This is a genomic window from Aestuariivirga litoralis (assembly GCF_015714715.1).
Lineage (GTDB): Bacteria > Pseudomonadota > Alphaproteobacteria > Rhizobiales > Aestuariivirgaceae > Aestuariivirga > Aestuariivirga litoralis_A.
This window is the reverse complement of the sequence record NZ_WAHS01000002.1, coordinates 120,962-134,949: the sequence shown is the minus strand read 5'-3', so window position 1 is coordinate 134,949 and position 13,988 is coordinate 120,962. Positions and strand designations below refer to the sequence as shown.

Below are 13,988 nucleotides of genomic sequence, written 5' to 3'. Positions count from 1 at the left end.
TTGGCTTGGGAGAGGTTTGTGATGAATCTGGTGATCAATTGCGTTTTGACGGTGATGCGCCGCTTTATCCGGCATGACCGTGGCAATATGAGCCTGATCCTGGGGCTTTGCCTGGCACCTCTGATGGTCTGTGCCGGTGTGGCAGTGGATTATGTGCGCGCGCTGAATGCCCGCACCCAGCTGATCGCAGCCCTCGACACCGCGACACTTTATGCAGCCGCTTATTCGGCTAACAATGCAAGCGCCACAGACGCCTCGCTGACCACCATTTCCAAAGCCTATGTCACGCAGAATTACGAGAATGCGGGCGATGCCCAAATCACATCCTTCAGCGTAAAGAACGGCACGACCAGCATCACCTCCACTGCGTCCATCAAGCTCACCACCTATTTCATGGCGGTGGGTGGCTATACCACGATGAATCTCAACGCTTCCAGCACAGTGCTGAAGTCCGGCATCAATCTGGAAGTGGCCTTGGTGCTCGATAACACCAATTCGATGAACAGCATCAATGCCAAAACCGGCAACTCGGCGATCACCGACCTCAAGGCGGCGGCGCAGAAATTCATCACCACGGTGATGCCCGCCACGCAGGGCACTTACTACACCAAGATCGCATTGGTGCCGTATAACAACAGCGTGAATATGGGTACGGCCGTGATGGCGGCTGCGGCGCGTGGTGCTGTGCAATCCGGCACCAGCAATAACGGCGTGGGCAAGGCTTTCCAGCAGTTCAACACCTCATCAACCTACAAAGCTAGCTATTCCAGTAGCTGCGATAACTATTCAAACAATTCCAATAACGTTTGCCAGGAAACGTTGCCCGTCACCAATTGCGTGACCGAGCGCACGGGGGCCACGGCCTATACCGATGCAAGTATGAGCGTCTATCCAGTGGGCTGGAATTATGCGGGCAGCGCCAACGGTTGCACGGTGACCCCCGTTATACCCTTGTCCACCAGTGCAACGATTTTGAATACCGCGATCACCACCATGGCCGCCAGCAATTCAACCGCAGGACAGGTAGGTTTGGCCTGGGGTTGGTATGCGCTATCACCCAATGTGGGCATCTGGTCAGGTTCCAGTATTCCCGCCGGATACGACAAGCTGACAACCACGGATCCCGCCACCAAAGTGCGCAAGGTCATGGTGATCATGACCGACGGTGAATATAATAGTGCCTACTGCAAGGGTGTGATCACCGGCTATGACACGACCAATGGCAGTTCGGGAAATCCCTATTACTGGTCGGTAGTCGGCAGTGGCGATCCGTCCCAGCATATCGGCTGCGCCCCGACAAACGGCGATTCCTACACACAATCGGCTGCTATGTGTGGCGCCGCGCAAGACGCCGGGATTGAAATCTATGTCATCACTTTCCAGCTCAACAAGTCCTATCAGAAGCGCGTGGACCTGGTGAACAACTGCGCCACCGATTCCAGCCATATTATCGATGCTGACTCGACCTCGCTGGATGCCGCCTTCTCGTCGCTGGCCAACCAGATCCTGGCGATGCGTATTTCCAGCTAGGCGAAATCCGTTGTCATCTGCCCGCTCTCCCTGCAAGCTGATGTGCAATCAGTTCAAAGGGACAGCGAGGCTGCATGATCGTCCGGACGCTTGAAGAAATCCAGGGTAGTGAACGCGATGTGAGGGGCGATGTCTGGCGCAGCCGGCGCATGTTGCTGCGCTCTGACGGAATGGGCTTTTCGCTGCATGACACGGTGATCACTGAAGGCACCGAGCAAACGCTCGAATACAAGCATCACTTCGAGGCCAATTACTGCATCGCCGGCGAGGGCGAAGTGGTGGTTGTGGCCACCGGCAAAACCTATCCGATCAAGCCCGGCACGCTTTATGCGCTGGACAAGAATGACCGCCACATATTGCGCGCGACGAAGGGTGATCTGCGCCTGGTCTGTGTGTTCTATCCGCCTTTGACCGGCACGGAAGTGCACCGGCCTGATGGGAGCTATGCCCCAGCGGAAGAATTGGACACCAAAGCTTGAGCACTGGGTTCGACGCTGATGTGCGGGCGCGTTTGGCGCTGCGTGAGACCGAAAGTGATCGTCTTGCCCATGCGGTGTTGCATTGGGATGATCAGGCCCGTGGCGCATCGTCTGGCCCACTGGCCGGGCTGGTGATGAGCATCAAGGCGAATGTTGATGTGGAAGGCTGGGTCACCAGTGCGGGCTCGCGCGTTTTGCGGGATGAGCCTGTGGCTGCACTGGATGCACCGCTGATTGCCAGCTTGCGGGCAGCAGGTGCGATCTTCCTGGCGCAGACCAATATGGTGGAATTCGCCTATGGCGCGCTAGGGCAGAATAGCAATTTCGGCACGCCCTCCACGCCGGTCTATCCCGGTGAAGCGCGTCTGACGGGTGGTTCTTCTTCTGGCGCGGGGGTGACTGTCGCTCTGGGCGTGGTGGATGCGGCAGTGGGAACCGACACGAGCGGATCGGTGCGCATTCCGGCGGCCTGGTGCGGTGTGGCTGGATTCAAACCCACGCAGGGCCGCTATAGCGATAAGGGAATCGTGCCCTTAGCGCTGAGTCTGGATACGGCGGGTTTCCTCGCGTCGTCGGTTGTGCTTTGCGACCGGCTCGACGCCGCAGCAACGGGGCGCATGGTTGAGGCGGCTTTGCCGTCTATCAAGGGATTGCGCTTTGTTGTGCCGCGCGACTTTGTCGAGGCACATACTGAGCCTGCGGTTCTGTCTGCCTTCAACGCGGCACTGGCTGCGCTGGTGGCGCAGGGTGCGGTGGTTGAAGACAAGAACATGGCCTATCTCGCTGATGCCGGGCGGCTGGCGCGCGAGGGTGGTATTGTCGCGGCGGAATCCTTTGTCTGGCATCAACACCTGCTGGCGCAGCGTGCAGCGCTCTATGATCCCCGCGTGGGACCGCGGATCGCTGCCGGTGAAAATATCCGCGCGCATGATTATATCCGCGCGCGAGAAAAGCTGGCTTTGCTGGCTGAGGCTTATGCGCGCGACATCGACGGCTATGCCGCTTTGCTGATGCCGACGATTCCCATCGAGCCGCCGCTTATTTCTGCCATTGCGGAAGATGAGCGCTATCTGGCGCTCAATCTGCAAGCGATGAAATTCACTGAATTCGCCAACCGCATCAACGTGCCCAGCATCAGCCTGCCGCTGCGAAGTCCGGGCCGTGCGATCGGGCTGATGGCCAATGGTTTGCGTGGCGATGACGTTCGTCTGTTGCAAGTGGCGCGCGCTTTGGAAGCTTGTCTGAAGTCCTAGAGCCTGTCGCCCTTTTCACTTGCCCCGGCCCAGAAAAACCGCAATTTTAGCCTCAATCCACTGCGATTTGTTTATTTCGGGATTTTCCATGCGGCTTCTGGCTCTTTCGCTTTTCTCCCTCTCGCTTTTTGCATCCGTTTCGGCCTCCGCCGGCACGCCCAACGAAGACACTTTCTCCGGCGATTACCTGGCTTCGCGCACCGCCAGCCGGTTGATGGACCTTTCTGCCACTGAGCAATTCACCAGTGCGGCGCTGAAGCAGGATCCCGGCAATGGGATTTTGCTTGAGCGCCTGTTTGTAGTGAAAGTCATGCAGGGCGACATTGCCTCGGCCGAGCCACTGGCGGCGCAGGTGGTCAAAACCAACAGCCAGCAACGCACAGCGCGGCTGGTTCTGGGCCTGAAGAATTTCAAGGCCAAGCGTTACGCCGATGCGCGCGAAAACTTCAACGAGGCGGCCTACACGCCGTTTGGCACGCTGACCTCCGTGCTGCTCAATGCCTGGAGCTATGCGGGCGAGAACCAGTTGAATGCCGCGCTGCGCGAACTCGACAAGCTGGACACGCAGGACGCTTTTGCCGGGTCCAAGGCGTTTCATGCGGCGCTGATCTGTGATCTTCTCAATTCCGGCATGCGCGCTGAGAGCTTCTATAAAAAGGCCATTGCGCTTTCGCCCAATGCGCTGCGCGTGACGCTGGCTTATGGCAATTTCCTCGAGCGCCAGGCCCGCAAGGATGATGCCTCCGCAGTGTACAAGAAATATCTTGAAGGTGGGCAAGGCAATGCCTTTGTGCAGAAGGCGCTTGATAATTTGGCCAGCGGCACCAAGCCCGGCCTGTTCGTGCCCAGCGTGTCGGCGGGTGCGGGCGAAGTGCTCTATTCGATTTCGGCCTCGCTCACCGGCGACCAGACTTCTGATGCGGCCTTGATCTATTCGCAGTTGGCACTTTCGGTTGCGGCCGACAAGCCATTCGTGCTGACCACGCTGGGTGGCATTCTGGGCGACATGAAGCTCTATGAACGCTCTAACGCGGCATTTGATCTGGTGCCCAAGGATTCACTTCTGCGCAGCAATGCCGAAACGGAAATGGCTCTCAACCTGCACCGGCTTGAGAAAAGCGATGATGCCATCACCAAGCTGAAAGCTGTAGTAGCCGCCGACCCGAAGGATGATGCTGCATGGATAACGCTGGCTGGCATTTACCGCGCCACTGACAAGCATGAACTGGCCGCCGAAGCCTATTCCCAGGCCATCACGCTGCTGCCGGAAGATGCCCCCAATCTCTGGCGCATCTATTATAACCGCGGCATCGATTACGACCGCCTGAAGCAGTATGACAAAGCCGAAGTGGATTTCCGCAAGGCGCTGAAGCTTTCCAATGATGATGCTTCAGTGCTCAATTATCTCGGTTATTCGATGATTGACCGTGGTGTGAACCTTGATGAGGCCATCGCCATGGTGAAGAAGGCGGTGAGCCTGAAACCCAATGATGGCTATATCACCGACAGTCTGGGCTGGGCTTATTATGTGCTGCGCGACTATGACCAGGCGGTGACATACTGTGAACGCGCGGTTGATCTCATTCCGTCTGATGCGATCATCGCGGACCATCTGGGCGATGTGTATTGGAAAGTGGGCCGCAAGCTGGAAGCCAAATTCCAGTGGCAGCACGCGCTCGACAATCATCCCGATGATGTGGAGATCCCACGCATTCAGGCCAAGCTGAAAGACGGCTTGCCGGACGCTGATCCTGCGAAGCCTGCCGTCAACGCAACGCCCGACACCAAGCCCACCAACGGTTGATGTCTTCCATCGTTGAATCTGCGCGCGCCAAGGTCAATCTCACGCTGCATGTGAAGGGCCGCAGGGCGGATGGCTATCATGAGCTATCATCCATCGTGGCCTTTGCCGATGTGGCGGACAAGCTGGTGCTTGAACCTGCGGCGGCGAATGCTCTGGTTGTGAGCGGGCCATTTGCAGCAGACGTGCCGAGCGGTGACGACAACATCATCTGGAAAGCCTGGGCACATCTGGGCACACTGATGGATGTGCCGTTTGTTTCGGTGCAGCTGGAAAAGAACCTGCCGGTGGCGTCCGGCATTGGTGGTGGTTCTGCCGATGCGGCGGCAATGCTGCGCGGGCTGCTCAAGCTTTCAGGACAATCGCTCGATGCGGCGCAGATTGCGGGCTTGAGTGCTATCGGTGCGGATGTGCCGGTGTGTTTTCAAGGGCAACCGTGTCTGATGCAGGGCATTGGCGATCAGCTGGAGCCGCTCAAGAAAGAACTTCCGCCGGCGATCGTGCTGGCCAATCCGCTGCTGCCTTGCGCGACGGCGGCGGTGTTCAAGGCGATGGGGATTGCGCCAGGTGCCGTGCATCGCGGCGGCCGTGGCCTGTGGCGCAATGACATGACGCAAGCAGCGCTTACAGTGCAACCCGCCATTGCCGCTGTTCTGAGTGAGTTGAAAAACACCAAGCTCACGCCCTGCCTGATGTCTGGTTCGGGGGCGACCTGCTTTGGTCTGGCGCAGAGTTTTGCGCAGGCGGAAGAAGAGGCCGAGCGGTTGCGCCAAGCTTATCCCGGCTGGTGGATCAAGGCGGCGCGGTTAGCTTAGCTGCTTGCCGAACAGCACGAAGGGCTCGTCATGGGCGCGCTTCAGCAGCTTGCGGTAACGTTCATAGACTTTCGAGCTGGCTTCGATCACGCCGAATTCGATTTCTGTACCGAATTGCTTTGCGGGGGCCAGCACTACCGGGGTTGAAATCGGCGTGAGCTGCGAGGCGCGGCCGGATTGTAGCGTGCTGAGCAAGCCATACATTTCGCCGCTGATAATCGGGCGTGTCAGCATCACCATGCGATATTGGCCCAGCTTGTTGGTGACCAGATAGATATAGCCCGACTGGTGCGGCACCGAGACGAAGCCATCCTGCTTGTATTGCGGGTCCTGCCGTTCGGATTCGTGGAAGCAGAGATGCGACAGCGCCTGATCCCATTTGATCGAAGTTGAGTAAGCGTAAATCGCTTCTGCTGTGGAAAATGAGGCGCGCAAGGTGAGATAATCACCCTCCAGCCATGACACGGCGCCATGCGAATAGGAGCCCATTTCAGGCGGCGCAATGCTGGGGCCCATCGCGGTCTGCGCATGGCGCGCTTTGCGCAGCGGCAATTTCAGCGCTTCTTCGATGCGGACCACGCTGGCCAAAGTGAAAGGCCGCTGGCCTGAGAGGGCCTTTTCCAGCGTTGAGAGGCTGATCTTGGCGAGGTCGGCCAGATGCTGCCTTGTCAGCCGTTTGCGCGCCAGTTCCTCGCGGATGGATTGGCCGATGGCCTTGCTCTCGGCTTCTGAAAGGTCGTCGTCGCTCATCAATCCCCAGCTCACGGACAAATCCGTAACAAACCGCACATTTCCACATCGGCCCTTACGGATCAATGCGGTGGCTGGGGAATCTTTCCAGATGTTCACATTGGCGGCGCATCGGCGTGCACGCCTATCACGGAGGGGAGGGTTGCAAAACTTAACCCATGGAGGAACTCATGCTTACTTCACTAAATCCGCGCCGGCCCATATGGGCGGCCGCTTTCATCTTTCTCTCTAGCTTTTTGATTTTGGCCAAGGCGGCCTTCGCCGTGGTTGGCATCAATGACATGCAGTCCGGATCGCTGCTGTTCAACACCAAGGATGCGAACAAATTTGTCGAAGCGCCCAAAGTGGCGACCGATTACACGACCACTGTTTCGGGACCCACGGCGCGCACCGTGGTGACGCAACAATTTTACAACCCGTCAGATTCATGGATCGAAGGCGTTTATGTTTTTCCGCTGCCCGACAATTCGGCGGTGGACACGCTGAAGATCGTGTCTGGCACGCGCGTCATTGTTGGCGAGGTGAAGGAAAAGGTTGAGGCCAAGCAGGAATATGAAAAGGCCAAGGCCGATGGAAAGTCGGCAGCCCTGCTGGAACAAGTGCGCCCCAATCTGTTCACCAACAGCGTGGCCAATATCGGACCGCATGAAAAAATTCTGGTGCAGATCGAATATCAGGAAACCGTGGCGCAAAGCAGCGGCACTTATTCCCTGCGACTGCCGCTGGTGGTGGCGCCGCGCTACGAGCCGGCCCCCATCGTGCAGTCGGTGGATTTCAACAACAAGGGCTTGGGCACTACCACAACCCAAGTGCCGCAGCCTCCGGTTCTTTATCCCGCCACCGATGGCGTGACGAATCCGGTTTCGATCACCGTCAATCTCAATGCCGGCTTTGATCTGGGTGATGTGAAGAGCTCCTTCCATGCCGTGGATGTGACCGACAAGGATGCGCAGTCGAAAGTCGTGAAGCTTGCGGGCATCGTGCCGGCTGACCGTGATTTTGAATTGACCTGGAAGGCCAAGGGTGATGCACCGCAGGCCGGCCTGTTCAAGCAGAATGTGAACGGTCACGACTATCTCCTTGGTTTCATTACACCTCCTGACGTTAACGGACCGGGCACCAACGTGCCGCGCGACATCACTTTTGTGATCGACAATTCCGGTTCGATGGATGGCGCTTCAATGCCGCAAGCCAAGGCAAGCCTGCTTTATGGTCTCGCCCAGCTGAAGCCGGATGACCTGTTCAACGTGATCCGCTTTGACGACACGATGACCAATGTGTTCGGCGGCAGCATTCCGGCTTCGGAAGGCAATGTGCAGAAGGCGAAGGATTTCGTTGATGCGCTCACCGCCAATGGCGGCACCGAAATGGTGGCCCCGATGAAGGACGCGCTGAATGATGCCACGCCAAGCGACAAGGGCCATCTGCGCCAGGTGGTGTTCATCACCGATGGTGAGATCAGCAACGAGCAGGAATTGTTCGACGCCATTGCCAAGGGCCGCGGCCGCAGCCGCGTGTTCATGGTGGGCATCGGTTCTGCACCCAACACCTATCTGATGACGCGCGCGGCTGAACTGGGCCGTGGCAGTTTCACCCAGATCGGCGAGCCAAACCAGCTGACGGCGCGCATGACCGAGCTGTTCGGCAAGATCGGCCATCCGGTGATCACGGACTTGAAGGCCGAGATCGCAGGTTCCAATGCCAAGATCACGCCGGAGAATCTTCCGGATGTTTATCGCGGTGAACCGGTGATGTTCTTTGCCGACGACAAGGCACTGTCTGGCACGGTTAAACTGACTGGCAAGATCGGAGACCAGCCATGGGAAGTTTCGCTCCCGGTGGACAAGGCCGCCGCAGGTGATGGCATTGCCAAGCTGTGGGCGCGCCGCAAGATCGCCGAGATCGAAGTGGCAACCACTTTGGGCCAGATGGACCAGGCCTCTGCCGACAAGGCGGTGCTGAGTGTTGCTCTGGAACATCAATTGGTGTCGAGCCAGACTTCGCTGATCGCCATCGACAAGTCGCCCAAGCGCCCGCCCGGCTATGTGCTGACGCGTGCGGATGTGCCGCTCAACCTGCCGGCCGGCTGGGTTTGGGAAAGTGTCTTCGGTCCGAAAGCTGTCGAAGATGCGCCCAAGATGCAGAAGACTGAGGCTGACCTACTGCAGCCCATCAAGGCCAAGATGAGCGAAGCCGCTGCCCCTGTGGCCCTGCCGCAGACGGCAACGGATGCACGGCTGCTCACCCTGCTCGCAATGCTGCTCGCCCTCGGCGGCGTTGTGCTCCTGCGCAAAAAGGAAACGGCATGAGCGTGACCTGCAGCGCAGTGCTCCCTCCCCGGAAACGGGGAGGGAGCTTTGATCTTCGCAAAATGCTGGGGCTGCTGCTGATCGCAGCGGCTTTGGCGCTTGGGGGTCAGGCGGGATACATCTATGCCAAGGCTGCTCTGGCGCAAGTGTTGCTGGAGCGCGCCTTTGCGCAATCGGTCATCACGGGCAAACCGGTCAAGGCGTGGAGCTGGGCTGATACCTGGCCGGTGGCAAAGCTGGAGATCAACCGCATCGGTGCTGAGGCGATTGTGCTGAAAGGCGCATCCGGTGAGGCGTTGGCGTTTGGTCCTTCGCTGCTCGATGAAACGGCCAAGCCGGGCGAGCGCGGCACGAGTGTGATCGCGGCGCATCGCGATACGCATTTTGCTTTTTTGAAGGATGTCGTTGTGGGCGATGTGATCGCCATCACCCGCAATGACGGCTTGCGCTTTGATTACCGCGTGACAGGCACGCGCATTGCGGATGCTGATGCGTCAGGCATAGATCGCCATGCGGCGGGATTCAATCTGGTGCTTTCGACGTGCTATCCGTTCGATGCGCTGACGCATGGGAAGCAGCGGTATCTGGTAGAGGCGGTGCTGGTGAAATGATTAACCCACTTGGCCGCGATGGCGCAGGAAGGCGTCGGCCAGGACGCAGGCCATCATGGCTTCGCCTACTGGTACCGCGCGGATGCCTACGCAGGGATCGTGGCGGCCTTTGGTGATGATGTCGGCGTCTTCGCCTTCCTTGGTCACGGTCTGGCGGGATTTCAGGATTGAGGATGTGGGCTTTACTGCGAAGCGCACCACCACATCCTGGCCTGAAGATATGCCCCCGAGCACGCCGCCGGCATGGTTGGCCTGGAATTCAGGCACATTGCGGCGCATGCGGATTTCGTCGGCATTTTCTTCGCCGGAAAGCGCAGCGGCGGCGAAACCGTCGCCGATCTCCACGCCCTTGACCGCATTGATGCTCATCATGGCGGCGGCCAGTTCGGCATCGAGCTTGCCATACAAAGGCGCGCCCCAGCCGGCGGGCACGCCCGACGCGGTGACTTCGATGATGGCGCCTACCGATGAACCCGCCTTGCGCACGCCATCGAGATAGGTTTCCCATTCCGCGGCGGCTTTGGCATCGGGGCAGAAGAACGGGTTTTCATTCACCGTGCCCCAGTTCCAATTCTTGCGGTCGATCTTGTGCGGGCCGATCTGCACCAGCGCGCCACGAATTTTCACCTGCGGGATGACCAGGCGGGCAATGGCACCGGCGGCCACCCGGCAAGCGGTCTCGCGCGCTGATGAACGGCCGCCGCCGCGATAATCGCGGATGCCGTATTTTTCCTGATAGGAAAAATCCGCATGGCCGGGGCGGAATTTGTCGCGGATTTCGGTATAGTCTTTCGAGCGCTGGTCAGTGTTTTCGATCAGCAGCGCAATCGGCGTGCCGGTGGTGCGCAGACCGTCGGTGCGTTCATCCTCGAAAACGCCCGACAGGATTTTCACCTGATCAGCTTCCTGGCGCTGGGTGGTGAAGCGGTTCTGGCCGGGCTTGCGCTTGTCGAGGAACCCCTGGATTTCTTCGGCCGAGATTTTCAGATTGGGCGGGCAGCCATCAACGACAGCGCCAATCGCTACGCCGTGGCTTTCGCCAAAGGTGGTGACGCGGAACAGATGGCCAAAGGTATTATGTGACATATAAACGGTCTAAACCGCCTCATGCATGCAGTCAAACCACTGGATCGCGCCGTTTTCCATTTTACAATAATGGCCCTGCAGCGTGGGCAATTCCAAAATGCGCTCAGGCGGAAGGCCGGCGATGATCCCCATCAGGCAGCGGCCGACTGCACCATGCGAGACGACGAGGGCAGGGCCGGTCAGATCGGCCAGAAAACTTTGTACCCGAGCCACGCCGTCTTCGTAGGATTCTCCACCTTCAGGCCGCCAGTAGAAGCGGCCTTCCAGATCGGCGGGATAGATGGGTGAAGCTTTGACTTCCCAGAACGGCCTTCCCTCCCATATCCCGAAGCCGAGTTCGCGCAGGCGGGCATCGGTGGTGATGGATTTGGGGTCGCGGCCCTGAGCGGTGGCGATGGCCGCCATCGTATCCTGGGCGCGGCGCTGGGGTGAGACGAAGAAGTTGTAGCCGGTCAGTTCTGGCTTGTGGGCCAGCAAAGCCTGCGCCAGTTCAGCCGCTTGTTTGCGGCCGAGTTCATTGAGATCAATGTCGATGGAGCCTTGAACGAGGCCCTGCTTGTTCCAGTCGGTCTCGCCGTGGCGGATGAAATAGATGGGAGGCAGTGTCGCCACGTTGCTGCGATTACTCGCTATGGCTGCCTGCGGGTCCCATATCCGGTGCCGAGGGATTTTTCATGCCGACGATGTGATAGCCGCTATCAACGTGAAGGATTTCGCCGGTGACGCCGCGCGACAGATCGGACAGCATATACATGCCGCTGTCGCCCACTTCATCGATGGTGACTGTGCGGCGCAGGGGGGCGTTATATTCGTTCCATTTAAGAATGTAGCGGAAGTCGCCGATGCCTGACGCAGCCAGCGTCTTGATCGGGCCAGCGGAGATTGCGTTGACGCGGATGTTTTTCTCGCCGAGATCAGCCGCCATGTAGCGCACGGAAGCTTCGAGGCCGGCCTTGGCCACGCCCATCACATTGTAATGCGGCATCCACTTTTCGGCACCGTAATAAGTGAGGGTGAGCATGGAGCCACCCTTGGTCATCATCTTCTCGGCGCGCTGGGCGACGGCGGTGAACGAATAGATCGAGATGAACATGGTGTTGGAGAAATTGCCGGGCGAGGTATCGACGTAACGGCCGGTCAGCTCATCCTTGTCGGAGAAGGCAATGGCGTGGACGACGAAATCAATTGAGTCCCAATGCTTGTTCAATTCGGCGAAGGCGGCATCGAGCGAAGCCATGTCCGACACATCGCAGGGCAGCACGATCTTGGAATTGAGTTCGGCGGCCAGCGGTTCGACGCGCTTCTTGAGGGCATCGCCCTGATAGGTGAAAGCCAGTTCAGCGCCTTGGTCGGCGCAGGCCTTGGAAATGCCCCAGGCGATTGACCGGTTGTTGGCCACGCCCATGATCAGGCCGCGTTTGCCTGCCATCAAACCTTTGGTATTGCTCATTATTTACCCCGAAAATCTGTAACGGTCAGGGTTCCGCAAAACCCGCTTCGCGTCTTGCCATGAAAAAGGAACGAAAGAAAGTGGAGGGCCGTTGACAGAGTGTTTCGGTTTCTGTACTTAACTCACAAGTTAATTAACTGAATAGATAAATAAGGAGGATGTTATGGATAAGACAATTCAAAACCAAGGCTGGAAAACCGCGGCGCTGCTGGTCGGCCGGCTGGTGATGGCCGCGATGTTCGCCATGGCCTTCACGTTCAAGTTCATCGATATCAACATGACCGCGACTTACATTGCATCAGCGGGCTTCCCGATGTCAGTGCCGCTGGCCTGGATTGCGGCCATCTTTGAACTCGCACTGTTCATCAGTTTCCTCACTGGCGCGTATTTCCGCGAGGCCTGCATTCTCGCTGCCATCTATGTCGTGTTCCTCGCCTTCTCCTTCCACGGCATGAGCACCTGGTCGAAAGATGCTGAAGGTTTGAACTTCGGCGCTTTTGTCAGCCACTTTCCCTTTGCTGCCGGCTTGCTGTTCGGCGCGGTGAGTGGCCCGGGCCGTGTTCTCACCTGGAACCGGACCTGCCTGAAGTAATGACCTCTGATCCGCTCAGCCTCAAACTCCAGGCTTTGGCCGACCCGACGCGTCGCGCCATCCTGGCGAGGCTGCGCGAGGGAGAGGCCACGGTGAACACCTTGGCTGCACCTTTTGACATGAGCCTGCCCGCCATTTCCAAGCATCTCAAAGTGCTGGAAGTGGCGGGGCTGATCACCCGCAGCCGTGCCGCCCAGCAGCGCCCCTGTAAGCTTTCACCCGAAGGCTTTGCCGAAGTGGATGCGTGGATGAGCGGGTACCGCGAAATCTGGGAACAGCGGCTTGACCGCCTCGCCACCTATTTGAGTTCAATCAAGGAGTAAAACCATGACCAGCCTTTCGAAGACCATTCTTCCTGAAGACAAGCCGCAGATCATCACCACCCGTCTCCTCTCCGCGCCGCGTGACCTGGTTTGGAAAGTGTTGACCACGCCGGAACACATCAAGCATTTCTGGGGGCCGGACGGCTTCCGCAACAGCATCAAAAGCATGGATGTGAAAGTGGACGGGCAATGGCTGTTCACCATGCATGGGCCCGATGGCAAGGATTGGCCGAACCGCATTATCTACCGCGAGATTGATCCGCCGCGTTACATGCGCTGGGACCATGACAATGGCGGCGCCAGCGAATTCGACCACAAATTCGTGGGCGAGCTGGAACTGTTCGAAGAAGAGGGCGGCAAGACCCGCATTGAACTTCGCGTCAATGAAGCCAGCATGGCAGCACGCGACAATATTTTGAGCTTCGGCGTGGCCGAGGGCGGCAAGCAGAATCTCGACCGCCTCGCAGCTTATGTTGCGCCGATGGCTGATGAGAAGAACATGTTCGTCATCGAGCGCACTTATCCCGTTGCGCAAGAGCGGCTGTTTCAGGCCTGCACGCGCGTGGAGGAAATGAAGCAGTGGTTTGCACCACCCGGCATGACGGTGATAAAGGCCGAGCAGAATTTGAAGCCCGGCGGCACCTATCATTATGGGCTGGCGATGCCGAATGGCGGCGAAATGTGGGGCAAGGTGACTTACACCGAGATCACTCCGCATTCGCGCGTGGTCTATCTGCAGAGCTTCTCTGACAGGGACGGCGGGATCACCAAACATCCCATGTCGCCGACCTGGCCGCTGGAAATGGTGACGCAGTTTGAGTTCATCCCGGAAGGACCGAATTCCACCAAGCTGAAAATCTCATGGATCTATGCCGGCATTGATGATGAGGAAGGCCAGACCTTCCGCGCTGCCCATGCCAGCATGAGCGGCGGCTGGACCGGCACGCTGGATTCCTTGCAAAAATATCTCGCTGCGAATTGAGGGGATA

At 58.4% G+C, this 13,988-nt stretch carries 14 protein-coding genes; 10 read left to right on the top strand and 4 right to left on the bottom strand.

The genetic code is table 11. The features are described 5' to 3' along the window. Positions 1–21 precede the first annotated feature (21 nt). The 5 genes from F8B91_RS12300 (at position 22) to F8B91_RS12280 (ending at position 5,878) form a co-directional block, all read left to right on the top strand. Positions 22–1,530, top strand: coding sequence for a TadE/TadG family type IV pilus assembly protein (locus tag F8B91_RS12300; protein WP_196504124.1), 1,509 nt, complete (start codon positions 22–24; stop codon positions 1,528–1,530). 74 nt (positions 1,531–1,604) lie between these two features. After that, entirely contained in the window at positions 1,605–2,009 is a 405-nt protein-coding gene (locus F8B91_RS12295) for an ectoine synthase (protein ID WP_196504123.1), read from the top strand. Then, a complete protein-coding gene (locus F8B91_RS12290) occupies positions 2,006–3,262 on the top strand; it encodes an amidase family protein (RefSeq protein WP_196504122.1) in 1,257 nt (418 codons plus the stop codon). The genes F8B91_RS12295 and F8B91_RS12290 overlap by 4 nt, the downstream gene beginning before the upstream one ends. Before the next feature lie 88 nt (positions 3,263–3,350). Further along, entirely contained in the window at positions 3,351–5,066 is a 1,716-nt protein-coding gene (locus F8B91_RS12285) for a tetratricopeptide repeat protein (protein WP_196504121.1), read from the top strand. Continuing rightward, on the top strand, positions 5,066–5,878 hold the full coding sequence (locus F8B91_RS12280; RefSeq protein WP_196504120.1) for a 4-(cytidine 5'-diphospho)-2-C-methyl-D-erythritol kinase: 813 nt from the start codon (positions 5,066–5,068) through the stop codon (positions 5,876–5,878). Before F8B91_RS12285 ends, F8B91_RS12280 begins: the two co-directional genes overlap by 1 nt. Here F8B91_RS12280 and F8B91_RS12275 read toward each other — a convergent pair. Further along, positions 5,870–6,628 (bottom strand): helix-turn-helix domain-containing protein, encoded by a 759-nt coding sequence (locus tag F8B91_RS12275; RefSeq protein ID WP_196504119.1) that lies wholly within the window; start codon positions 6,626–6,628, stop codon positions 5,870–5,872. The genes F8B91_RS12280 and F8B91_RS12275 overlap by 9 nt on opposite strands. Positions 6,629–6,798: 170 nt before the next feature. Between F8B91_RS12275 and F8B91_RS12270 the strand changes: the two genes are divergently transcribed. Continuing rightward, the gene (locus F8B91_RS12270) at positions 6,799–8,937 is read left to right on the top strand and encodes a marine proteobacterial sortase target protein (protein ID WP_246715247.1); all 2,139 of its coding nucleotides are present in this window, start codon (positions 6,799–6,801) and stop codon (positions 8,935–8,937) included. A 62-nt stretch (positions 8,938–8,999) separates the two neighbouring features. Further along, positions 9,000–9,548: a class GN sortase gene (locus tag F8B91_RS12265; protein ID WP_196504117.1), complete on the top strand. Its 549-nt coding sequence runs from the start codon at positions 9,000–9,002 to the stop codon at positions 9,546–9,548. Here the strand turns inward: F8B91_RS12265 and aroC are convergent, their stop codons facing one another. From aroC to fabI, 3 genes are read right to left on the bottom strand one after another with little or no spacing between them, the layout of a single operon-like run. Then, positions 9,549–10,634, bottom strand: coding sequence for a chorismate synthase (gene aroC / locus F8B91_RS12260; protein WP_196504116.1), 1,086 nt, complete (start codon positions 10,632–10,634; stop codon positions 9,549–9,551). Between the two features lie 9 nt (positions 10,635–10,643). Further along, positions 10,644–11,246 carry a histidine phosphatase family protein gene (locus tag F8B91_RS12255; protein WP_196504115.1) on the bottom strand — a complete coding sequence of 201 codons (603 nt, stop codon included), beginning with the start codon at positions 11,244–11,246 and terminating at the stop codon, positions 10,644–10,646. A 10-nt stretch (positions 11,247–11,256) separates the two neighbouring features. Beyond that, a complete protein-coding gene (gene fabI, locus F8B91_RS12250) occupies positions 11,257–12,084 on the bottom strand; it encodes an enoyl-ACP reductase FabI (protein ID WP_196504114.1) in 828 nt (275 codons plus the stop codon). Positions 12,085–12,247: 163 nt separating this feature from the next. Between fabI and F8B91_RS12245 the strand changes: the two genes are divergently transcribed. The 3 genes from F8B91_RS12245 to F8B91_RS12235 are packed head-to-tail and all read left to right on the top strand — an operon-like array spanning position 12,248 to position 13,981. Beyond that, positions 12,248–12,676 carry a DoxX family protein gene (locus tag F8B91_RS12245; protein WP_196504113.1) on the top strand — a complete coding sequence of 143 codons (429 nt, stop codon included), beginning with the start codon at positions 12,248–12,250 and terminating at the stop codon, positions 12,674–12,676. Continuing rightward, positions 12,676–12,999: an ArsR/SmtB family transcription factor gene (locus F8B91_RS12240; RefSeq protein WP_196504112.1), complete on the top strand. Its 324-nt coding sequence runs from the start codon at positions 12,676–12,678 to the stop codon at positions 12,997–12,999. The genes F8B91_RS12245 and F8B91_RS12240 overlap by 1 nt, the downstream gene beginning before the upstream one ends. Before the next feature lie 4 nt (positions 13,000–13,003). Continuing rightward, positions 13,004–13,981 carry an SRPBCC family protein gene (locus F8B91_RS12235; RefSeq protein WP_196504111.1) on the top strand — a complete coding sequence of 326 codons (978 nt, stop codon included), beginning with the start codon at positions 13,004–13,006 and terminating at the stop codon, positions 13,979–13,981. Positions 13,982–13,988 lie beyond the last annotated feature (7 nt).